Below are 21,663 nucleotides of genomic sequence, written 5' to 3' on the forward strand. Positions count from 1 at the left end.
GCGCCCACACCCCTGCCGCCCCAATCACCCCAAGCGCCTCATCACCCCAACCACCCCTACCGCCCCTACCGCCCCAACCACCCCAAGCACCGGCGGAGCCCTCCGCATACGCTCGCAGGCATGAACGACACGGCCCGCACGCCCCAGACCCCGCTCCGCCTGAGCACCGTGATCCTGCCCCACCGCCGCTGGCACGAGGGCGCCCGCGAGACCTGGCTGCGCGCCGAGGAACTGGGCTTCCACACCGCGTACACGTACGACCACCTGTCCTGGCGCGTACCGTTCCGCAACGGCCCCTGGTTCGGCGCGGTCCCTACGCTGACCGCCGCGGCGGGGATCACCGAGCGGATGCGCCTGGGCACCCTTGTGACCTCGCCGAACTTCCGGCACCCGGTCACCCTCGCCAAGGAACTGATCACCCTCGACGACATCTCGGGCGGCCGGATCACGCTCGGCATCGGCGCGGGCGGCACGGGCTTCGACGCGAGCGCCCTCTCCCACAGCGGCCAGGAAGCGTGGACGCCGCGCGAACGGGCCGACCGGTTCGGCGAGTTCGTGCCCCTGCTCGACCGGTTGCTCACCGAGGACACGGTCTCCTACGACGGCACCTTCTACTCGGCGGGCGGCGCCCAGAACATTCCGGGCTGCGTGCAGCGTCCCCGGCTGCCCTTCGCGGTGGCCGCGACCGGGCCGCGCGGCCTCAAGCTCGCCGCCCGTCACGGCCAGGCGTGGGTGACCACCGGTGACCCGAAACTGTACGAAAACGGCACCCCTGAGCAGTCGATTCAAGCCATTCGCGGTCAGATCGGAAAGCTGACTGCCGCATGTGACGACATCGGCCGTGACGTGTCCGAACTCGACAAGACCCTGCTCACCGGTTTCACTCCGGACCGCGGCCTCCCCATGGAGTCCGTCGACGCCTTCGTGGACTTCGCGGGCAACCACCGTGAGCTGGGCTTCACCGAGATCGTCGTGCACTGGCCGATCCCCGACACCGCCTTCGCGGCCGACCAGAAGGTCTTCGAAGCCATCGCGACGCAGGCCCTCGCGCAGCTCGGCTGACCCACGGGTTACGACAGCACGGGCCGGGCGGGGCGCATGTGGCGGCAACGTACTCATCTGCGCGCCCCGCCGCACGCCCGTGCGCGCATATGCGCGACCATAGAGCGGTGACCTCACCGACTCCTGGGCCCCGGACCCCGGCCCCCTCCGCCCCCGCGCCCCGGCTGATCGCCACGGACCTCGACGGCACGCTGCTCCACGACGACAAGACCGTTTCTCCACGGACGGTCGCCGCGCTCGCCGCCGCCGAGGAAGCCGGCATCGAGGTCTTCTTCGTGACGGGCCGCCCCGCCCGCTGGATGGACGTCGTCAGCGATCACCTGCACGGTCACGGCCTGGCGATCTGCGGCAACGGAGCCGCCGTCGTGGATCTGCACGGCGGGCCCGGCAACCACCGCTTCGTCACCATCCGGGAGCTGGCCGTCCCGGACGCGCTCGACGTCGTGGGCGTCCTGCGCGCGGCGGCCCCGGGCACGGCGTTCGCGGTCGAGCGGACCGGCGGCCTGCACCACGAGCCGACGTACCCGCCGCTGCACCTCGACCCCGGCGAGAGCGTCGCGCCCGCCGAGAAGCTGCTCGCCGCGGACTTCGAGGACTCCGCCGTCGCGGACCAGCCCGTCCTGAAGCTCCTCGCGTACCACCCGGAGCTCGGTCCCGACGAGTTCCTGACCCTGGCGCGCACCGCGGCCGGTGATCTGGCGGCCATCACGCGCTCCAGCCCCAGTGCCCTCCTGGAGATCAGCGGACGGGCCGTCTCCAAGGCGAGCACGCTCGAACTGTGCTGCGCGGAACGCGGTATCTCCCCCGCCGAGGTCGTCGCCTTCGGAGACATGCCCAACGACATGGAGATGCTCACCTGGGCGGGCACCTCCTACGCGATGGGCAACGCGCACCCCGACGTACTGGCCGCGGCGACCGGCGTCACAGCGACCAACAACGAGGACGGCGTGGCCCGCGTCATCGAGTCCATCCTGGCCGCTCGCTGAACGGGCCCGCACATGGTGCCCGTCCCGGGCGTCCCGGCCGCTAAAGCCGCACGCCTCGCTCGGCGAACCATGTCACCGGGTCCACCCCCGACCCCAGATACGGCGTGAGCCGCACCTCGAAGTGCAGGTGCGGCCCCGTCGAGTTCCCGGTGGTCCCCGACTGCCCGACCCACTGCCCGGCCCGCACCTTCTGGCCTTGATCGACGGTGACGGCAGCGAGGTGCGCGTACTGCGTGTAGTAGCCGCCCCGGTGCCGCACGACGACCTCGATGCCGAACGCGCCGCCGCAGGACACCCGTGTCACACGCCCGTCGCCGGCCGCCCGCACGGGCGTGCCGATACCGACCGCGAAGTCCTGTCCGGTGTGCCGGTGCGCCCAGCGCTCGCCCGCGCTGTCGAAGCCCGCGGACAGTGTGTACGTCTTCACGGGCGGCACCCACGCGCGCGTGGGGCGCAGGTCCCGCTGTTCCAGGCGCACGGCACCACGGCACCGCCCCGCCGCCACCGACCGGTCGGCGTCACCTTGCAGCTCCCACTGCGCCTGTTCGAGTTTCCTCGTGATGCTCTTCTTCAGTTGTGCGAGTTGTACGTTGCGCTCTTGTAGGGCGTGCCATTGGGCTGCCGCTTCGCGCTGTCCTTCGGCGAGCTTCTTCTCCGCACGACGGCTCTTGCTCACGGCGTTGTTGAGCGCCAGGTCGGCCTGCCAGACGGCATGTTGCCCGCGCATCAGCTCTTCGGGCTCGTCCGCGAGCAGCATCTGCGCGGTGAGCGGGAGGTCGCCGCCGGTCCGGTACTGGGCGCGGGCGATGCGGCCCAGGTCGTTGTGGAGCACGGTGATCTCGCTCCGCTCCCGGACCAGCAGCCGCTCCATCCTCCGTGCCTCGCCCTTCTGTACGCGGGCGGCCCGGCGGCCTGCTTCGTAGTGCTGCGTCGCCGCGGACGCCTCCTCAAAGAGGCGCGCTACTCGGGCACTCGCCTCGGGGCCTTCCGCGCCCTGCGAGAGCGTGGGCGGACCGCCGAGTGCGGCAAGAGCGCACAACAGCGCCAGGACGACGAAGGAGCGGCGGGGTCGTGGGCGCATGTCCCGGATGGTTGCCCGCCGCGCCGCCGCCCTCCCAGGGGACTCGTGCGGCTGGGGGAACGCGTGCCCCGTACGGCGCAGGAACGTACCGCCGAACCAGGTACCGCCACCTCCCGGCTCCCGGCCTCCCCACCCGTCCGCTCAGTTCGGCGCCTGCCAGACCACCGTCGTGCCGCCCCCGTCGTCCCCGAGGCCGGGCCCGTTCCAACTGTCGCCGCCGAGCGACTCGGCCCGCCTCTTGAGGTTCTTCAGGCCGCTGCGCCGCCCGCCCTCAGGGATGCCCACACCGTCGTCGGAGACGGTCAGGCGGACGCCCTGCGGACCCTCCGGCAGGAGGACAGTCGCGTCCACGACGACATCGATCCGCGAGGCCCCCGCGTGCCGGAACGCGTTCGAAAGGGCTTCCCGCAGGGCCGCGATGAGGTTCTTCCCGCTGAGTTCGCCGACGGCCGTGTCGACGTCACCCAGAAACCGGAGCGAGGGCTTGAAACCGAGCGGCACAGCAGCCGTGTTGATCTCCCGCAGCACGCGCGTGCGCAGGCTCGACGGTGCTTCCGCAGGGCCTTGGTGCAGCGCGAAGATGGCCGTGCGGATCTCCTGGATGGTGACGTCCAGCTCATCGACGGCCTTGCCGACGCCCCGCTGCACCTCGGGCGCCTCGGACCGGCGCTGGGCCGTCTCCAGCATCATCCCGGTGGCGAACAGCCGCTGGATCACGAGGTCGTGCAGATCACGCGCGATGCGGTCGCGGTCCTCGAAGACGGCGAGCCGCTCCCGGTCGCGCTGCGCCTCGGCCATCATCAGCGCGAGCGCGGCCTGCGAGGCGAACTGCGTGGCGAGCGTGCGCTCCCCCTCCGTGAAAGGACGCCCCCCACGCGCGCGGGGCGTCACCAACGTCCCCAGCACGCGTCCGTCGCTCTGGAGCGGCAGCAGCATGGCAGGGCCGTAACCCCGCGCGAGGTCCGTCGTCACGCGCGGATCGGTGGCCGTGTCCTTGATGAACACGGCTTCCCCGTCGAGCAGTTCGGAGACGATCTCGTTCTCCGGCGGGACGATCATCCCGAGTGCGACGGAGGGTTCGTCCGAGGCGACGGCGACGATCTCCATGCCGCCCTCCGCGGTCGGCAGCAGCACTATGCCGGCCGCCGAATCCGAGAGCCTGCGCGCCTGTTCGGCGACCACCTGCAGCGCGTCGTCGGCGTCTCCGCCCGACAACAGGGCGGTGGTCACGGCCACCGATCCGTCGATCCACCGCTCCCGCTGTCTGGCCGCTTCGTAGAGACGCGCGTTGCCGATCGCGATACCTGCCTCCGTGGCGAGCACCCGGACCATGTTCAGGTCGTAGTCGTTGAACTCGCCGCCTCCGCGCTTCTCCGTGAGGTAGAGGTTTCCGAAGATCTCTCCCTGTACGCGGATGGGGACGCCTAGGAACGTCCGCATCGGTGGATGCCCCGCGGGGAAGCCGCACGAGCGCCGGTCGTCCGCGAGGTCCGCCAAACGCATCGGCACGGGGTCGTGGATGAGTGCGCCGAGCAGTCCCCGGTGCCCGTCGGGCAGCCGTCCGATGCGCAGCGCGGTCTCCTCGTCGACGCCGTAGTAGACGAAGTCCGAGAGCCCGGCGCCGTCCTCGGCCACGACGCCGATCGCCGCATACGTGGCGTCCGCCAGCTCGGCGGCGGTCTCGCAGATCCGGTCGAGCGTGGAGTGCAGCTCCAGGCCCGTGCCCACGGAACGCATCGCTTCCAGGAGCTGGGGCACCCGCGCGGTCAGCTCCGTGGACAGCCCTTGGAGGCTACGGGTGGCTTGGGCCGCTGTCTCCACGGAGTCCGCGGAGGTCTTGGCCGGGTGCGGGGCGGAGGATCCCGTGGGTGCTGCCATGCCCTTGAGCCTAGTTAGTCCCATTTACGGAGGAAAGTCGGTGCCGTCAGTGCGGCCTGGACAGGCTCACCGCCCCGCTCCCACCCCGACCAGCAGCTCCGCCGCGTCCTCCCGCTCCCGCAGCTCCCGCAGCGGGCCGTCGACAGCGGCCAGTTCTGCGTAGGAGCCGCGCTGCGCGACCCGCCCCTCGTCGAGCACGATCACCTCGTCGACGGCGTCCAGACCGGCGAGCCGGTGCGTGATCAGCACGGTCGTGCGCCCTTGGGTCGCGTCCAGCAGATCCGCGGTGAGGGCGTCCGCCGTCTCCAGGTCGAGGTGTTCGGCGGGCTCGTCCAGGACCAGGACCGGGAAGTCGGCGAGAAGAGCGCGGGCCAGCGCGAGCCGCTGCCGCTGCCCGCCGGACAGCCGCGCCGCGTGCTCGCCCACCAGGGTGTCGAGCCCTTCGGGCAGCGCGTCCGCCCACTCCAGAAGGCGTACGCGGCCGAGCGCGGCCCGCAGTTCGTCCTCGGTGGCGTCCTTCTTGGCGAGCAGCAGGTTCTCGCGGACGCTGCTGTCGAAGAGGTGGGCGTCCTGAGCGCACAGCCCGACCAGCCGCCGTACGTCGTCGCCTTCGAGGACGTACGCGTCGCTTCCGCCGAGCGTGTACGACCCGGCATCCGCGTCCAGGAAACGCAGCAGCACCTGGGCCAGGGTGGTCTTGCCCGACCCGGAGGGTCCGACGACGGCGATCCTGCGGCCCCGCTCCAGCGTCAGGTCGACCCCGGCGAGCGCGGGCCGCGTCGCTCCCTCGTACCGGGCGGCGAGGTCCCGTACGACGAGAGGGAAGGGGTCCTGCGGCGCCTGAGCGGGCCGTTCGGGCTCCCGTACGGGTTCGGGGGCGTCCAGGACCTCGTAGACCCGCTCGGCGCTCTTGAGGACCCGCTGCCGGTACTGCACGGCGAGCGGCAGTCCGAGTACGGCTTCGAACGCGGCCAGCGGGGTCAGGACGACGACCGCCATGGTCACCCCGTCGAGCTGTCCGGCCCGGACGCCCTGCACGCCGACGAGTGCCGCCGCGGCCACGGTCAGGCCGGTGATCAGCGCGGTGAGCCCGTCGCCGAGCGCGGTCGCGGTGGCGGCGCGCGACGCGATCCGGGTGAGCACCGAGTCGGCCTCCTCGGCGTCCTTCGTACGGCGCGGGAGGGCGCCGGAGACGGTCAGCTCCGCGGTCCCGGTGAGCAGTTCGGCCACCCGGGTCGCGAGCACCCCGCGCGCGGGAGCCAGCCGCCGTTCCGCGCGCCGGCCCACGGCGCCCGAAAGCAGCGGCACACCGACTCCGGCGAGCACCAGTCCCGCGGCCAGTACGGCGCCGGCCGCGGGCAGCAGCCATGCGGTGAACGCCACCGAACCCACGCCTACAAGGGCCGCAACCGACGCGGGCAGCAGCCAGCGCAGCCAGTAGTCCTGGAGGGCGTCCACGTCGGCGACGAGCCGGGAGAGGAGATCTCCTCGCCGCGTCGTGCGCAGCCCGGCGGGCGCGAGCCGCTCCAGGCGCCGGTAGACGGCGACCCGGGTGTCGGCCAGCATCCGCAGCACGGCGTCGTGCGACACGAGCCGCTCCGCGTACCGGAAGCAGGCCCGGCCGATGCCGAACGCGCGCGTGGCCGTCACCGCGACCATCAGGTAGAGCACCGGCGGCTGTTGCGAGGCCCGCGAGATCAGCCACCCGCTGGTCCCCATCAGACCCACCGAGCTGCCGAGCGCGAGCGCCCCGAGCAGCAGCGCGAGAGCCAGCCGCGAGCGGCGCGGGCGCGCCGCGGCACGGAGCCGGGTGAGGGCGTGACGCCGACCGGCGGGCGCGTCCTGCGTCCGCCGGTCCACGGGTTCGGCCTCGGCCGCGAGCGGCTCGGGCATGCTCTTCGCAGCCACCTCGAGCGGCTGTTGCGATCGTCCGGTGGCGGGCGCCTCGAGTCGGATCACCCGGTCGGCCACGGCCAGCAGGGCCGGCCGGTGCACCACCAAAAGCACGGTGCGGCCCACGGCCAACTTGCGCACCGCCTCGACGATGCCAGCCTCGGTCTCAGCGTCCAGCGCGGCCGTCGGCTCGTCGAGGAGCACGACGGGCCGGTCGGCGAGGAACGCCCGGGCCAGCGCCAGCCGCTGCCGCTGTCCGGCCGAGAGCCCCGCGCCGTCGTCACCCAGCTCGGTGTCCGCGCCGTCGGGCAGCGCCTCGACGAACTCCAACGCTCCGGCCTCCCGTAGCGCGGCCCGTATCGCCGCGTCGTCGGCCTCGGGCCGGGCGAGCCGCACGTTGTCCGCGATCGACCCGGCATACAGCTGCGGCCGCTGCGGAACCCACGCCACGCGCGCGTGCCACTGTTCCCGCTCCACCACGGCGAGGTCGGCGCCCCCGACGAGGACCCGCCCGCCACTGGGACGTACGAACCCCAGCAGGGCGCTCAAAAGCGTCGACTTGCCGGCTCCGCTGGGCCCCACCAGGGCCACGGTCTCGCCGGGAGCGACTTCGAAGGAGGCATGGGAGACCGCGTCGTCGAGGCGTCCTTCATAGCGGACGGAGACGTCGTCGAAGACGACACCCGAGGTCGCCAGGACCGGCTCGGAGCCCGACTGCGGCAACGGCGTCTCCAGTACGGCGAAGATCTCCTCCGCCGCCGCGAGCCCCTCGGCCGCCGCGTGGAACTGCGCCCCGACCTGCCGCAGCGGCAGATATGCCTCGGGCGCGAGGACCAGGATGACGAGTCCTACGTAGAGGTCCATGGAGCCGTGCACGAGCCGCATGCCGACGGTGACAGCGACCAGGGCGACCGACAGCGTCGCGAGCAGCTCCAGAGCGAAGGACGACAGGAAGGCGATCCGAAGGGTCCGCATCGTCGCCCTGCGGTACTGGTCGGTGATCGTACGGATGGACTCGGCCTGCGCCTTGGCGCGGCCGAACACCTTCAGGGTCGGCAGGCCCGCGACCACGTCCAGGAAGTGCCCCGACAGCCGGGACAGCAGACGCCACTGACGGTCCATCCGGGACTGGGTGGCCCAGCCGATGAGCATCATGAAGATCGGGATGAGAGGCAGTGTGCCGACGATGATCGCCGCCGACACCCAGTCCTCGGTGACGACCCGGGCGAGCACCGCCACCGGGACCACCACCGCGAGCCCCAGCTGCGGCAGGTAGCGCGAGAAGTAATCGTCGAGCGCGTCCACGCCCCGCGTGGCGAGCGCCACCAGTGAACCGGTGCGCTGGCCGCTCAGCCAGCCCGGACCGAGCTGCGCGGCCTGCTTCAGCAGCCGGCCCCGCAGCTCCGACTTGACCGCCGCGCCGGCCTTGTGGGCGGCCAGTTCGGTCAGCCAACTCACCAGCCCCCGCCCGGCCGCGACGACGACCAGCAGCAGCAACGGCGTGCGCAGGTCAGCCACGTCGAAGCCGTGCTGGAAGGCCCCCACCACCACCTCGGCGACAAGCATCGCCTGGGCAATGACCAGGCCCGCCCCGGCAGCACCGAGGACGACCACGGCCAACAGGAAGAGGCGGGTGGCCCGGGCGTACCGGAACAGGCGCTGGTCGATCGGTTTCACGTGAAACACACCCTCACGTAGGCGCGTAGGTACCTGGTCATGCAGGCAGGACGGGGTTCAGTGCGCGGCGTCGGCGATGTGCTTCGTGCCGATCCGCTTGCGGAACACCCAGTAGGTCCACGACTGGTAGAGCAGCACGAGCGGTGTAGCGATCGCCGCGAGCCACGTCATGATCTTCAGCGTGTACGGGCTCGACGAGGCGTTGGAGACCGTGAGGCTCCACTCCGCGTTGAGCGAGGACGGCATGACGTTCGGGAACATCGTCAGGAAGAGCATCGCGAAGGCCGCCGCGATGGTGATGCCGGAGAACGCGAACGACCAGCCCTCACGCCCCACCTTGATGGCGCCGATCGCTCCGAAGAGCGCGACCACGGCCACGATCATCGCGATGAGCGAACCGCTGTCTCCCTTGTCGGTCTGGGTCCAGACCAGGAACACGAGCGCCAGCACCGCGGTCACCAGACCGAGGGTGAGCGCCAGCTTCCGAGCCCGCGCCCGGATGTCGCCGAGCGTCTTGAGCGACGCGAACACCGCGCCGTGGAAGGTGAACAGCGTCAGGGTGACCAGGCCGCCCAGGATCGCGTACGGGTTGAGCAGATCCCAGAAGTTGCCGACGTACTCGAAGTCCTTGTCGATCTTCACGCCGCGCACGATGTTGCCGAAGGCCACGCCCCACAGCAGCGCCGGGATCAGCGAGGTCCAGAAGATCGCGTGCTCCCAGTTGGTCTGCCACTTCTCCTCGGGCCGCTTCGAGCGGTACTCGAAGGCGACACCGCGCACGATCAGGCAGACCAGGATGATCAGCAGCGGCAGGTAGAAGCCGGAGAACATCGTCGCGTACCACTCGGGGAAGGCGGCGAACGTCGCGCCGCCGGCCGTGAGCAGCCACACCTCGTTGCCGTCCCAGACGGGGCCGATCGTGTTGATCAGCACCCGCCGCTCGGTGCGGTCGCGCGCCAGGAGCTTGGTGAGGATGCCGATCCCGAAGTCGAAGCCCTCCAGGAAGAAGTAGCCGATCCAGAGGACCGCGATGAGGACGAACCAGACGTCGTGGAGTTCCATGACTGAAGCGCTCCCTTGGCCCTAGTAGGAGAAGGCCATCGGCTTGTCGGCGTCACGGTCGCCGCCGATCTTGGTGGGCGGGTTGAGGTCGTCGTCGGTGAGCTCGGGCGGCCCGGCCTTGATGTACTTGACCAGGAGCTTGACCTCGATGACGGCGAGCACCGCGTAGAGCAGGGTGAAGACGGTCATCGAGGCGATGACCTCGCCCTGCGAGACGCTGGGGGAGACGGCGTCGCGGGTTTGCAGGACGCCGTAGACGACCCACGGCTGGCGGCCCATCTCGGTGAAGATCCAGCCCCAGGAGTTGGCGATCAGCGGGAAGCCGATGGTCCACAGGGCGACGAGCCAGTAGAGCTTGGTGAACTTCGGGCTGAGGGCCTTGTTCTTGAAGAGCACGAGGTTCGGCGCTTCGTCCTCACCCGTCCGCAGATGCTGCGGCAGCATGAACTTCTTGCGGGTGAGCCAGAGTCCGGCCAGGCCGATGGCGAAGGACGCCATGCCGAAACCGATCATCCAGCGGAAGGCCCAGAAGGTGACGGGAATGATCGGCCGGTAGTCGCCGGGCCCGTGCTTCTCCTGCTCGGCCTTGTTGGTGTCGTTGATGCCGGGGATGTGCGAGGTGAAGTTGTCGTCGGCGAGGAAGGACAGCACTCCGGGGATGGAGAACTCGACGCTGTTGTGGCCCTTGCTCACGTCTCCGTAGGCGAAGATCGAGAACGGGGCGGCGTCCTGCCCGTCCCACAGCGCCTCGGCCGCGGCCATCTTCATCGGCTGCTGCTTGAACATGACCTTGCCGAGCTGGTCGCCGCTGATCGCGGTGAGCATGCCGCCGATGACGAGGGTGATCAGACCCAGCCGCAGCGAGGTCTTCATCGTCGCGATGTTCTTCGGCTTCTTGCGCGCCAAGTGGAAGGCCGCGATACCGACCATGAATGCGCCGCCGGTCAGGAACGAGGCGGACAGCGTGTGGAAGGCCTGGGTGAGCGCGGTGTTCTGCGTCAGCACCTGCCAGAAGTCGGTGAGTTCGGCGCGGCCTGTGGCCTTGTTGTACTTGTAGCCGACCGGGTGCTGCATCCAGGAGTTGGCCGCGAGGATGAAGTACGCGGACAGGATCGTGCCGATGGACACCATCCAGATGCAGGCCAGATGGATCTTCTTCGGCAGCTTGTCCCAGCCGAAGATCCACAGACCGATGAAGGTCGACTCGAAGAAGAACGCGATCAGCGCCTCGAAGGCCAGCGGCGCTCCGAAGATGTCACCGACGAAACGCGAGTAGTCGGACCAGTTCATACCGAACTGGAACTCCTGCACGATGCCGGTGACGACGCCCATCGCGATGTTGATCAGGAAGAGCTTCCCCCAGAACTTGGTGGCCCTGAGGTACTTCTCCTTCTCCGTGCGCACCCAGGCGGTCTGCAGCCCGGCGGTCAGCGCCGCGAGCGAGATCGTCAGTGGGACGAAGAGAAAGTGGTAGACGGTGGTGATGCCGAACTGCCATCGCGCCAGGGTCTCCGGCGCCAGAGCCAGGTCCACTGCGTCATCTCCTTACATCACCGCGGCCACACGGCAGCGATTTGCCCCTTAGATCCCGCACTTCTCCGGAGGAACCGGGACACGCTTGTGAACGCGTTCACATTCACAAGCATTATGTCGTACTGGTTGTCGGAATCCGAAGCGGGGTCCCCCTACTGCGAGCAACGCCACAGTGGGCCGGCAAAGCGGGCCAACGAAAACGCGAGGCGGCCCACGCCACCCCGCGTCTTTGCTCGCCCGGACCGGCCCGGCTCAGAGCTCCTTGCGGAACGCCTCCGCCGCGTGCAGGAAGACGTCGTTGGCCTCGGTCTCCCCGATCGTGGCCCGCATCCCCTCTCCGGCGAACGGCCGCACGACGACCCCGGCCTGCTCGCACGCGGCCGCGAAGTCCATGGTCCGCTCACCCAGCCGCAGCCACACGAAGTTGGCCTGCGTCTCGGGCACGCTCCAGCCCTGCGCGCGCAGCGCCTCGACGACCCGGGTGCGCTCGTTCACCAGCGAACCGACGCGGCCCAGCAGCTCGTCCTCCGCGCGCAGCGAGGCCACCGCCGCGTCCTGGGCGAGCTGGCTGACCCCGAAGGGGACCGCCGTCTTGCGCAGCGCCGCCGCCACCGGCTCGTGCGCGATGGCGAACCCGATCCGCAGCCCGGCGAGCCCGTACGCCTTCGAGAAGGTCCGCAGCACCGCCACGTTCGGCCGGTCCCGGTAGATCTCCACGCCGTCCGGCACCTCGGCGTCCCGGATGAACTCCCGGTACGCCTCGTCGAGCACGACCAGTACGTCGGAGGGCACCCGGTCGAGGAAACGTTCCAGCTCGGGCCGGCGGATGGCGTTGCCCGTGGGGTTGTTGGGGTTGCACACGAAGATGAGACGCGTGCGGTCGGTGATCGCGTCGGCCATGGCGTCGAGATCATGGTCCTCGCTCGGCGTGAGCGGCACCTTCACCGACGTGGCGCCGCTGATCTGCGTGATGATCGGGTACGCCTCGAAGGACCGCCAGGCGTAGATCACCTCGTCGCCCGGACCGCTGGTCGCCTGGAGCAGCTGCTGGGCGACGCCGACCGAGCCCGTGCCGGTGGCCAGGTGCGTGACCGGGACGCCGAAGCGGTCAGCCAGCTCGTCCATCAGCCCCGTGCAGGCCATGTCCGGGTAGCGGTTGAAGGTGCCGGCCGCGGCGATCGCCCGCTCCATGACACCGGGCAGCGGGGGATAGGGGTTCTCATTGGAGGACAGCTTGTACGCCGCCGGGCCCCCGGCAGCCGCCGGTCTGCCCGGCTTGTAGGTGGGGATCCCCGCCAGCTCCGCACGCAGCTTGGGGTTCGTCTCGCTCACCGCAGTCCTCCTTGTGGCCACCGTTCCAATACTGCACACCTTAAGAGGATTGGCCGCCCGCCCCAATGGGCCGGTCCTTGCCGTCCGCCAGAAGGTGCGTGAAGGCGTACGGGGAGGGGGAGCGCTCCGTCCCATGGCGCACGCCGGTGGCTCGCGCCGTGGCGCGCATCACCCGTGAAGGTGAGTTGAGACCTACTCGCAACATCGCCGACTTGGCAGGCGGGTGCGTGCCGACACGTGACGCACCCTTGTCGGGACCGCCAACTGCCTTACAATGAAAGGCAACTGACGGCATATCACCTTGCAGAAACGTGCCTGTCAACGCGTGCATATGCGCCCCCGCCATGCAGCCACATGAGCCCTACTATCGGCCTGCCATGACAGCAGCAGGGAAGCACCAGGTGAGCCGGGCTGAGACGACCCGCAGGGGCACCCGGCCGGGCCGGGCAGGCATCAGAGACGTTGCCGCCGCCGCCGGGGTCTCGATCACGACTGTCTCCGATGCGCTCAACGGCAAGGGCAGGCTCCCGGACGCCACCCGACGCCATGTCCGCGAGGTCGCCGACCGGTTGGGCTATCGCCCCTCCGCGGCCGCCCGCACGCTCCGTACCGGCAAGTCGGGCCTGATCGGCCTGACAGTGACGACCTACGGGGATGAACCTTTCACCTTCACCGAATTCGCGTACTTCGCGGAGATGGCGAGAGCCGCGACCTCCGCAGCCCTGGCCCGCGGCTACGCCCTCGTCATCCTGCCCGCCACCTCACGCCACGACGTGTGGTCGAACGTCGCCCTCGACGGCACCGTCGTCATCGACCCCTCCGACCACGACCCGGTCGTCAGCGAGCTGGTCCGCCAGGGCCTGCCCGTCGTCTCGGACGGACGTCCCGCGGGCACCCTGCCCGTGACCGCCTGGGTCGACAACGATCACGAGGCCGCCGTCCTCGGCATCCTCGACCACCTCGCCGAGGCCGGCGCGCGCCGCATCGGCCTGCTCACCGGCACCACCACGGACACCTACACGCACCTCTCCACCTCCGCCTATCTGCGCTGGTGCGAGCGGATCGGGCAGGAGCCGGTCTACGAGTCCTATCCCGCGCACGACCCGTGCGCGGGGGCCGTCGCCGCCGACCGGCTGCTCGCCCGGCCCGACCGCCCCGACGCGGTCTACGGCCTCTTCGACCCCAACGGCACCGATCTGCTCGCCGCGGCCCGCCGCTACGGTCTGCGCGTCCCGGACGACCTGCTGCTCGTGTGCTGCAGCGAGTCGACGGTGTACGCCACCACGGAACCACCCATCACGACCCTTTCGCTCAAACCGCGACGGATCGGCACGGCCGTCGTCCAACTGCTCATCGACGCCATCGAGGGGGTCGATTCCAACCAACCGGTCGAGCAGGTGATACCGACCGAACTCATCGTCCGGACGTCTTCACAGCGCCGCCCACAGCGCACCACGGTCAGCCCGCCCCGCTCCCCGGGACCGGGCTGACCGGCCCCGGCCGGCCGCCGACGCCCACCGCCGCCCCCGCGGACGAGAGGAAAAGTCCACACCAATTCGGGAGAAAAGTGTGGTGAACAGCCGCCCGTCACCGATTCACCACCCCTGGTGCATCACACAGCGCGAGCCGCATTCCTATGATGGGCGGACGACACCGCGGGCCGCTGCGACCAGGCAGTCCGATCCGGTGCACAGGCGGCGCAATGGTGGAGGGGTCGATGACTCAGGGGGCCGGTCAGGGACCCGCAGCGCGCACGGAGACGCTGCGTGACTTCCGCGTTCCCGCGTACGTCCATGACGTACCGGCAAACGTGATGCCGACCGATCCTGTTCCCGACTCCCCCGAGCCGGCGCAGTTTCCCGACGGCTACACCCCGACCGAGCGTGATCTGCCGGTCATCAACCGGGGGGACACGGTGCAGGTCGAGGTCGTTCAGCCGGTGTCCCGGCCGAGCGACGAGATGGGGCCGCTGTTCGTCGTCGGGGACGTGCACGGCTACCTCGACGAGCTGCTCGCCGCGCTCCGCGAGAAGGGCCTGGTCGACGCCGAGGGCACCTGGGCCGCGGACAACGCACGCCTGTGGTTCCTCGGCGACTTCACCGACCGCGGGCCCGACGGGATCGGCGTCATCGACCTCGTGATGCGTCTGAGCGCCGAGGCGGCCGCCGCGGGCGGCTACTGCAAGGCGCTCATGGGCAACCACGAGCTGCTGCTGCTCGGCGCGAAGCGCTTCGGCGACACGCCCGTCAACTCCGGCGCGGGCACCGCCACCTTTCAGGCGGCCTGGTTGTTGAACGGCGGCCAGAAGTCCGACATGGACCGCCTTCAGGACGTACATCTGCAGTGGATGTCCCGGCTCGACGCGATCGAGATCGAGGACGACCACCTGCTCATGCACTCGGACACCACGGCCTACCTCGACTACGGCGACTCCATCGAGGCGGTCAACGACACGGTCCGCGAGACGCTCACGCGCAACGACGCGGACGAGTGCTGGGACCTGTTCCGCAAGTTCACCAAGCGCTTCGCGTTCCGGGACGGCGAGTCGGGCCCCGGCGCCGTACGGGAACTGCTCGGCGCCTACGGCGGCTCACGCGTCGTGCACGGCCACAGCCCGATTCCGTACCTGCTGGGCGAAGTCGGCACCGAGGACGCCGACGGCGAGGACAACGGGCCGGTGGTCGAGGGTCCTCACGTGTACGCGGGCGGCCTCGCCATCGCCATGGACGGCGGCGTGACCATGGCCGGAAAGCTACTGGTCCAGCAACTCCCCATGGATATCTGACAGTTCACCGGGCAGGCGCGGTGCACGCGGGGACCGGCAGGCCAGGGGGCAATTTTCGGAAACCCCCTGTCACCGCGTGCCGGGACCGCTCTACCATCGGCTTATCCGTAGCAGGCTCCCCTCCGTTTCTGCCCGACGGCTCGTAACCATGCGGGCCACCAAGCCCTACGGAGCATCGGGGGATGCACATGAACAGCGCTCCGCATTTGCTGAACGAGGACCGCCCCGAGTTCGAGCGGATCCTCGATGAGGCGCTGCGTACCGCACCCAACCGGCCTGATCTCGCCGCAGTGGGCCAGCGGCTCAACCCCGAACAACTGCGCACCATGGCGCTCAACGCGGCCGCGATCATCAGCACGGCGGCCGCCACCGAGTACGAGCACTACACCAAGGTCCGCGACGAGCTGCGCACCGCGCCACAGCCCGTCCGTCCGCTACGTGAAGGAGGCACCTCCAGCACGTCCGAATCCGGTGGTGGCAGCTCACTGGGGATCGCCGCCACCGTGGGCGAGGTCGCGGAGACCACGGGACCCGGCATCGCCGCGGTCGCCGTCGTGCTGGCCCCCGTCCTCGCCGGGACCGCGGCCGCGATCTTCCTGCTGGTCGGCTACATCCTGAAGATGCTCAACCCGCCGCCGGACTTCGCCGACACCCTGCTGTCGGTCGGCTGGGTCTTCGGCGCGGTCACCGCGGCGGGCATCCTCGTCGCCGCGGTCTGCCTGCTCCTGACGGCCCTGCGCAACGGGTCGACCTCGCTCCAGGCCAACGCCCCGGGCGAGGCCAGCGAGGAGGTGACGCGCGCCAGGGAAGTCTGGGGCAAGGCACTGCTCGAGCGCGGCATCCTGCCGTTCCTGCGCAACGCCCAGGCGGGCCCGCAGACGGGTGGCACGCCGCTCGGTGGCGGCCGGGGCGGCGGCTCCAACAGCCGCATGCCCCAGCTCGGCTACAACCGGCCGGGGTTCAGCAGTCCCGACGGCGGCGGCACCGCCACGGGACAGCGCGCCGGCTTCTCCAGCCCGGACTTCACGAGCCCGGACTACGGCGGCCCCGAGCACCAGCCCGACTGACGGCCGGGCTGAGCACGGAGCCATGAACCGGGCTCGGGGCTGTACGCCCCGAGCCCCTCACCTTGTGCGGGCGCGCTCTAGTCGGCGAGCGGCAGATAGACGCGGTTGCCCGCCTGGGCGAACTCCTTCGACTTCTGCTCCATACCCGCCTCGACCTCGGCCTTCGTGGAGCCGTGCTCGCGGCGGATGTCCTGCGAGATCTTCATGGAGCAGAACTTCGGACCGCACATGGAACAGAAGTGTGCGGTCTTCGCCGGTTCGGCGGGCAGCGTCTCGTCGTGGAACTCCCGTGCCGTGTCCGGGTCGAGAGCCAGGTTGAACTGGTCCTCCCAGCGGAACTCGAAGCGGGCGTCGGAGAGCGCGTCGTCCCAGTCCTGCGCGCCGGGATGCCCCTTGGCCAGGTCCGCCGCATGGGCCGCGATCTTGTACGTGATGACGCCGGTCTTCACATCGTCGCGGTTGGGCAGGCCCAGGTGCTCCTTGGGCGTGACATAGCAGAGCATCGCCGTGCCCCACCAGGCGATCATCGCGGCGCCGATCCCGCTGGTGATGTGGTCGTACGCCGGAGCGACATCCGTGGTCAGCGGGCCCAGCGTGTAGAACGGCGCCTCCTCGCAGATCTCCTGCTGAAGGTCGATGTTCTCCTTGATCTTGTGCATCGGGACGTGCCCCGGGCCCTCGATCATGGTCTGGACGCCATGGCGCTTCGCGATGGAGTTGAGCTCCCCGAGCGTCCTGAGCTCGGCGAACTGCGCCTCGTCGTTGGCGTCCGCGATGGAGCCGGGGCGTAGTCCGTCACCGAGCGAGTACGTGACGTCGTACGCCGCGAGGATGTCGCACAGCTCCTCGAAGTGCTCGTAGAGGAAGCTCTCCTTGTGGTGCGCGAGGCACCATGCGGCCATGATCGAGCCGCCGCGCGAGACGATGCCGGTCTTGCGGTTGGCGGTCAGCGGGACGTACGGGAGACGGACGCCGGCGTGGACCGTCATGTAGTCCACGCCCTGCTCGGCCTGCTCGATGACCGTGTCCTTGTAGATCTCCCAGGTCAGTTCCTCGGCCTTGCCGTCGACCTTTTCGAGGGCCTGGTAGAGCGGCACGGTGCCGATGGGGACGGGGGAGTTGCGCAGCACCCACTCACGCGTGGTGTGGATGTTGCGGCCGGTAGAGAGGTCCATGACGGTGTCGGCGCCCCAGCGGGTCGCCCATGTCATCTTCTCCACCTCCTCCTCGATGGACGAAGTGACCGCTGAATTGCCGATGTTGGCGTTGACCTTCACCAGGAACCGCTTGCCGATGATCATCGGCTCGATCTCCGGGTGGTTCACGTTGGCGGGCAGGACCGCTCGGCCTGCCGCGATCTCCTCACGGACGACCTCGGGCGTGACGTTCTCCCGGATGGCCACGTACTCCATCTCCGGGGTGATCTCGCCGCGCCTGGCGTACGCGAGCTGGGTCACGGGCTCGCCGTTCCTGCCGCGCCGCGGCTGGCGCGGACGACCGGGGAAGACCGCGTCGAGGTTGCGTAGTCCGCCGCGCGGCGAGGTGTGCTTGATGCCGTCGTCCTCCGGGCGGGCGGGCCGGCCCGCGTACTCCTCCGTGTCGCCGCGGGCGATGATCCAGTTCTCTCGGAGGGGCGCGAGGCCCCGGCGGACGTCGGTGTCGACGGTCGGATCGGTGTACGGGCCTGAGGTGTCGTACAGCGTGACGGCCTGGCCATTGGTGAGATGCACCTGGCGTACCGGCACGTTGAGGTCCGGGCGCGAGCCCTGGATGTACCCCTTGTGCCAGCCGATGGACTTCCCGGCCTCCGGCTCCGAGCCGCTGGAGGCAGGCGTGCGTGCGTCCGTTGTGGTCATGAGACCTACTCCCTACGCCGGCATTACCCGGTAACAGGTTCGGCGGTCGACGCAGCGTTGTTCGTCGTCGCGCTTCACGCTGTTTCACGTGAAACGCACTGGGACGAAGGTCAGCGCCCTCTCAGCCCGGTGCTCCGAGCTCCCGCGTGTGCAAAGGTGCCTCCACGCTAGCGTCAGTTCGGACGCGTTGAATAGAGGGCCCCTGCCGTTCTTGCGATGATCGGGCGGTGACCACCACCCAGCAGCCCCCGCCCCCGCCGCCTCAACCGCCGCACGGGTCAGGCCCGTCGGGCATAGGGGACGGCGGCCATGGACACGGCCATTCCCACAGCCACGGCCCCGCCGCACCCGTCTCCAAGCACTTGCGCAAGGTCATCGCAGCCATCCTGGTGCCGTTCTCCGTCGCGGTCGTCGTCGGACTGGCGGTCCTGTGGCCCGGGGGCGCCCCGGGCCATGAGCGCACCGGTGTCGGCTTCGACCGGCAGACGCAGCAGGCCACGGTCACCGTGGTCGAGAAAGTCGACTGCAAGTCCGTGAACGCCTCGGGTGAGACCCCGACCGGTGACACCTCCACGGCCGAGGGCTCGTCCGCGCTGCAACAGGCCACCGGCACCTGCGGGAAGGCCACCATCCGAGTCGACACCGGCAAGGACAAGGGCCGTACGTTCACGGAGATCGTGCAGCCGGACTCACCCCGGCGGCTGCACGAGGGCCAGAAGGTGATCGTCGCCTACGCGCCCGACGCCCCGGACAACCTGCAGTACTCGGTCACCGACGTGAACCGCAAGGTCCCCATGGCGCTGCTGGCCGGGATCTTCGCCGTGGTCGTGGTCGTGGTGGGCCGCCTGCGTGGCGTCATGGCGCTGGTGGCGCTCGCGGTCAGCTTCCTGGTGCTGACGCTGTTCATCCTCCCGGCGATCCTTCAGGGATCAAATCCCCTGGTGGTAGCGATCGTCGGGGCGAGCGCGATCATGCTGATCGCGCTCTACATGTGTCACGGGCTGACGGCCAGAACCTCGGTCGCCGTCCTAGGCACCCTGGTGTCGCTGCTGCTGATCGGGCTGCTCGGCTCACTGTTCATCGGCTGGGCGGCGCTGACCGGCAACACGGACGACAACACCGGCCTGATCCACGGGCTGTACCCGGGCATCGACATGAGCGGTCTGCTGCTCGCCGGCGTCATCATCGGCTCGCTCGGTGTCCTGGACGACGTGACCGTGACGCAGACATCCGCGGTGTGGGAGCTGCACGAGGCCAACCCGACGATGGGCTGGCGCGGCCTGTACCGGGCGGGCATCCGCATCGGCCGCGACCACATCGCGTCCGTCGTCAACACCCTGGTCCTCGCGTACGCGGGCGCGGCGCTGCCCCTGCTGCTGCTCTTCTCGATCGCGCAGAGCAGCGTGGTGGACGTGGCCAACAGTGAGCTGGTGGCCGAGGAGATCGTGCGCACGCTGGTCGGCTCGATCGGCCTGGTGGCCGCGGTACCGGTGACGACCGCGCTGGCCGCACTGGTCGTCTCCGCCGACCGGCCGGGGTCTCAGGAGCCCGCGCAGGCCGCTCCTCCGGCGCGTGGCGGCGGCAGGGGGCGGCGACGCAAGCGCTGAGCGGCGCGGAACGGCTCGGGTGCACCGCGCTGCTGAAGCGTTACGTCAACTGCCCTGACGGCCGGCCGGGGGGTCAGCCCGCGTTCTGCTCCTCGCCGAGAATCCGGTCGAGCGCCTCGTCGAGTTCGGCCTCGTAGTCGACCAGGGCCTGCTCCTGGCCGAGCGGGACGAGCTTGTCGGTGCGGTCGAGGAACGCGATGAGGGGGGCGACGCCGGCCCGGAACAGCGCCTGATCGCTGCCCACTTGGAGCCGGATGTGCACCTCGCCCGGCATCTGGTCGGTGCCGCCGCCCTCGGCGAGCTCCACGGGGGAAATCCGGACATCGCCGTCACCGGTCGCCCCGTTGACCCCGTCGACGAGGAGTTCCCGGCCGAACGCCCAGGTCACAGGCGCGTCCCCGGGAAGATGGAAGGTGAGCCGTACCGCATACGGGTCCCCGGACTCGTACCGGAGCTCCACCGGGATGCGGAAGGAGAGCTCCTCGGAGACGAGGAAGCTCATCATGACCTCTGCCTGAACTGCTTGTACCGACTCGCGCATCGCCTACCCCGTCAACTTGCCGTCGATTGGCCAGGAATGACCTTCCTGACACTGCTGGCATCTTGCTCAACGTACACGGGGGATTACAAGGAGTGAGTTTTCAGATGCTGATAGAGAAGGCGAGTGTCCCTACGAGGCTGCCGATCTCGTCCTGCAACTGACGGGCGGCGGGCAGCAGTCTCCCGGCCTGATGGGTGGGGAGAGAAATGGCCAGCGCCGCCGCGGTCGAGCCGATGGTGACCGGGAACGCGGCACAGGCCGTGCCGAGCGCGTACTCCTGACGCTCGATAAACGGTTCCATCCGCCCCACGGTCCTCAGCTTGCGCAGCAACGCCCGGCCGTCACGCACCGTGTACGGGGTGAGGGACCGGGCCGGATAGCGGTCGAGATGGTCCCGGCGTGCGTCCTCGTCGAGCTGGGAGAGCAGACACTGGCCGATCGCGTGGGCGTGGCCGGTCTCGCGGAAGTCGGCCCATTCCTCGACGGCCGGACTGGCCGGGGTGTCGGCGACGGCGACGATCTCGATCTCGCCGTCGCGGTAGATCGCGAAGTAGACGGGAACGCCGAGGGCGTCCCCCCAGTGCCGCAGCGCCTCGGTGATCATGCCGCGACGATTCTGCCGCGCTCCGCTGCTGCTCAGCCGCTCGGCCGCGTCCCCGAACACGAAGACGCCCCTCTCCTTGCGGAGGTAGCCCTCGTGGGCGAGCGTGCGCAGCAGGTGGTAGGCCGTGGGAAGGGCGACCCCGGCCTCCCGGGCGAGCTGCTTGGCGGGAGCACCTTCGCTGTGCGAGGCGACCGCCTCGAGCAGCCGCAACGCTCGCTGGACGGAGCCGATGAGCGTCTGCGGGGCTGCGGGTGGGGGATCAGCCGTGGCCAAGGTTCACTCCCGATACGCGTGAGTCCCCCGCGTACCCCCGGGCTCACGGGGGTGGAGCCGTCGGATTCCGGACTTTAACCCTTGGCCACCGCTTGGTGCGGGTCCTGTACGGAAACTTCCCCCGGTCGTGCGAACGGTCGCACCGCGCAACCACCGGGGCCCTCACCCGCGTCCACGCCGCACCTCACCAGTCGCCGCGCGAGGACGACCCCGCCATGAACTTCCGTACGACGTAGATGAGTCCACCGACCAGCGCGGCGAACACCAGCACCTTGAAGAGCAGGCCGATCACGAATCCGACGACGCTGGCGATCAGCCCGCCGAACACGACCAGGGCGATGACCGGCACCGCGACCCACTTCACCCACCACGGCATGCCCGCGAATATCTCTCGCACAGCCATCGCTCCTTCGCTTTCGAGGCCCT

General features: G+C 69.9%; 16 protein-coding genes. 6 read left to right on the forward strand and 10 right to left on the reverse strand.

The genetic code is table 11. The features are described from left to right. Nucleotides 1-120 precede the first annotated feature (120 nt). Nucleotides 121-1,062 (forward strand): LLM class flavin-dependent oxidoreductase, encoded by a 942-nt coding sequence (locus ABD366_RS19900; RefSeq protein WP_324774770.1) that lies wholly within the window; start codon nt 121-123, stop codon nt 1,060-1,062. Between the two features lie 89 nt (nt 1,063-1,151). Then, nucleotides 1,152-2,048, forward strand: a complete 897-nt coding sequence (locus ABD366_RS19905; protein ID WP_324774767.1) for an HAD-IIB family hydrolase — start codon at nt 1,152-1,154, stop codon at nt 2,046-2,048. 40 nt (nt 2,049-2,088) lie between these two features. On the opposite strand, the gene ABD366_RS19910 is transcribed toward ABD366_RS19905, so the two are convergent. The 6 genes from ABD366_RS19910 to hisC form a co-directional block, all read right to left on the reverse strand. Continuing rightward, nucleotides 2,089-3,129 (reverse strand): M23 family metallopeptidase, encoded by a 1,041-nt coding sequence (locus tag ABD366_RS19910; protein WP_324774765.1) that lies wholly within the window; start codon nt 3,127-3,129, stop codon nt 2,089-2,091. 141 nt (nt 3,130-3,270) lie between these two features. Then, nucleotides 3,271-5,007 carry a sensor histidine kinase gene (locus ABD366_RS19915; RefSeq protein WP_324774763.1) on the reverse strand — a complete coding sequence of 579 codons (1,737 nt, stop codon included), beginning with the start codon at nt 5,005-5,007 and terminating at the stop codon, nt 3,271-3,273. 66 nt (nt 5,008-5,073) lie between these two features. Further along, entirely contained in the window at nt 5,074-8,577 is a 3,504-nt protein-coding gene (cydD, locus tag ABD366_RS19920; protein WP_324774761.1) for a thiol reductant ABC exporter subunit CydD, read from the reverse strand. Nucleotides 8,578-8,634: 57 nt separating this feature from the next. Further along, the gene (gene cydB / locus ABD366_RS19925; RefSeq protein WP_324774759.1) at nt 8,635-9,639 is read right to left on the reverse strand and encodes a cytochrome d ubiquinol oxidase subunit II; all 1,005 of its coding nucleotides are present in this window, start codon (nt 9,637-9,639) and stop codon (nt 8,635-8,637) included. A 21-nt stretch (nt 9,640-9,660) separates the two neighbouring features. Then, complete coding sequence (locus tag ABD366_RS19930) at nt 9,661-11,172, reverse strand: cytochrome ubiquinol oxidase subunit I (RefSeq protein ID WP_324774757.1); 1,512 nt, start codon at nt 11,170-11,172, stop codon at nt 9,661-9,663. A gap of 252 nt (nt 11,173-11,424) precedes the next feature. Further along, on the reverse strand, nt 11,425-12,504 hold the full coding sequence (gene hisC, locus ABD366_RS19935; RefSeq protein ID WP_324774755.1) for a histidinol-phosphate transaminase: 1,080 nt from the start codon (nt 12,502-12,504) through the stop codon (nt 11,425-11,427). A gap of 377 nt (nt 12,505-12,881) precedes the next feature. Between hisC and ABD366_RS19940 the strand changes: the two genes are divergently transcribed. From ABD366_RS19940 to ABD366_RS19950, 3 genes are all read left to right on the forward strand, one after another. Further along, nucleotides 12,882-13,994 carry a LacI family DNA-binding transcriptional regulator gene (locus tag ABD366_RS19940; RefSeq protein WP_324774753.1) on the forward strand — a complete coding sequence of 371 codons (1,113 nt, stop codon included), beginning with the start codon at nt 12,882-12,884 and terminating at the stop codon, nt 13,992-13,994. Nucleotides 13,995-14,221: 227 nt separating this feature from the next. Next, a complete protein-coding gene (locus ABD366_RS19945) occupies nt 14,222-15,289 on the forward strand; it encodes a metallophosphoesterase (protein ID WP_324774751.1) in 1,068 nt (355 codons plus the stop codon). Nucleotides 15,290-15,471: 182 nt separating this feature from the next. After that, nucleotides 15,472-16,356: a hypothetical protein gene (locus tag ABD366_RS19950; RefSeq protein WP_324774749.1), complete on the forward strand. Its 885-nt coding sequence runs from the start codon at nt 15,472-15,474 to the stop codon at nt 16,354-16,356. A gap of 77 nt (nt 16,357-16,433) precedes the next feature. Here ABD366_RS19950 and thiC read toward each other — a convergent pair whose 3' ends face one another. Then, nucleotides 16,434-18,212, reverse strand: a complete 1,779-nt coding sequence (gene thiC, locus ABD366_RS19955) for a phosphomethylpyrimidine synthase ThiC (protein ID WP_324774747.1) — start codon at nt 18,210-18,212, stop codon at nt 16,434-16,436. Between the two features lie 227 nt (nt 18,213-18,439). On the opposite strand from thiC, the gene ABD366_RS19960 reads away from it, so the two are divergent. Next, complete coding sequence (locus ABD366_RS19960; protein WP_324774745.1) at nt 18,440-19,819, forward strand: YibE/F family protein; 1,380 nt, start codon at nt 18,440-18,442, stop codon at nt 19,817-19,819. 73 nt (nt 19,820-19,892) lie between these two features. Here ABD366_RS19960 and ABD366_RS19965 read toward each other — a convergent pair whose 3' ends face one another. The 3 genes from ABD366_RS19965 to ABD366_RS19975 all read right to left on the reverse strand — a co-directional run bounded on the left by ABD366_RS19965 (nt 19,893) and on the right by ABD366_RS19975 (nt 21,634). Next, complete coding sequence (locus ABD366_RS19965; protein ID WP_324774743.1) at nt 19,893-20,360, reverse strand: SsgA family sporulation/cell division regulator; 468 nt, start codon at nt 20,358-20,360, stop codon at nt 19,893-19,895. Between the two features lie 100 nt (nt 20,361-20,460). Continuing rightward, entirely contained in the window at nt 20,461-21,237 is a 777-nt protein-coding gene (locus ABD366_RS19970; RefSeq protein ID WP_324774741.1) for an IclR family transcriptional regulator, read from the reverse strand. Nucleotides 21,238-21,421: 184 nt separating this feature from the next. Continuing rightward, complete coding sequence (locus tag ABD366_RS19975; protein ID WP_324774739.1) at nt 21,422-21,634, reverse strand: DUF5326 family protein; 213 nt, start codon at nt 21,632-21,634, stop codon at nt 21,422-21,424. Between the last annotated feature and the right edge of the window lie 29 nt (nt 21,635-21,663).

This window comes from Streptomyces kunmingensis (assembly GCF_039533535.1).
Classification (GTDB): domain Bacteria; phylum Actinomycetota; class Actinomycetes; order Streptomycetales; family Streptomycetaceae; genus Streptomyces; species Streptomyces kunmingensis.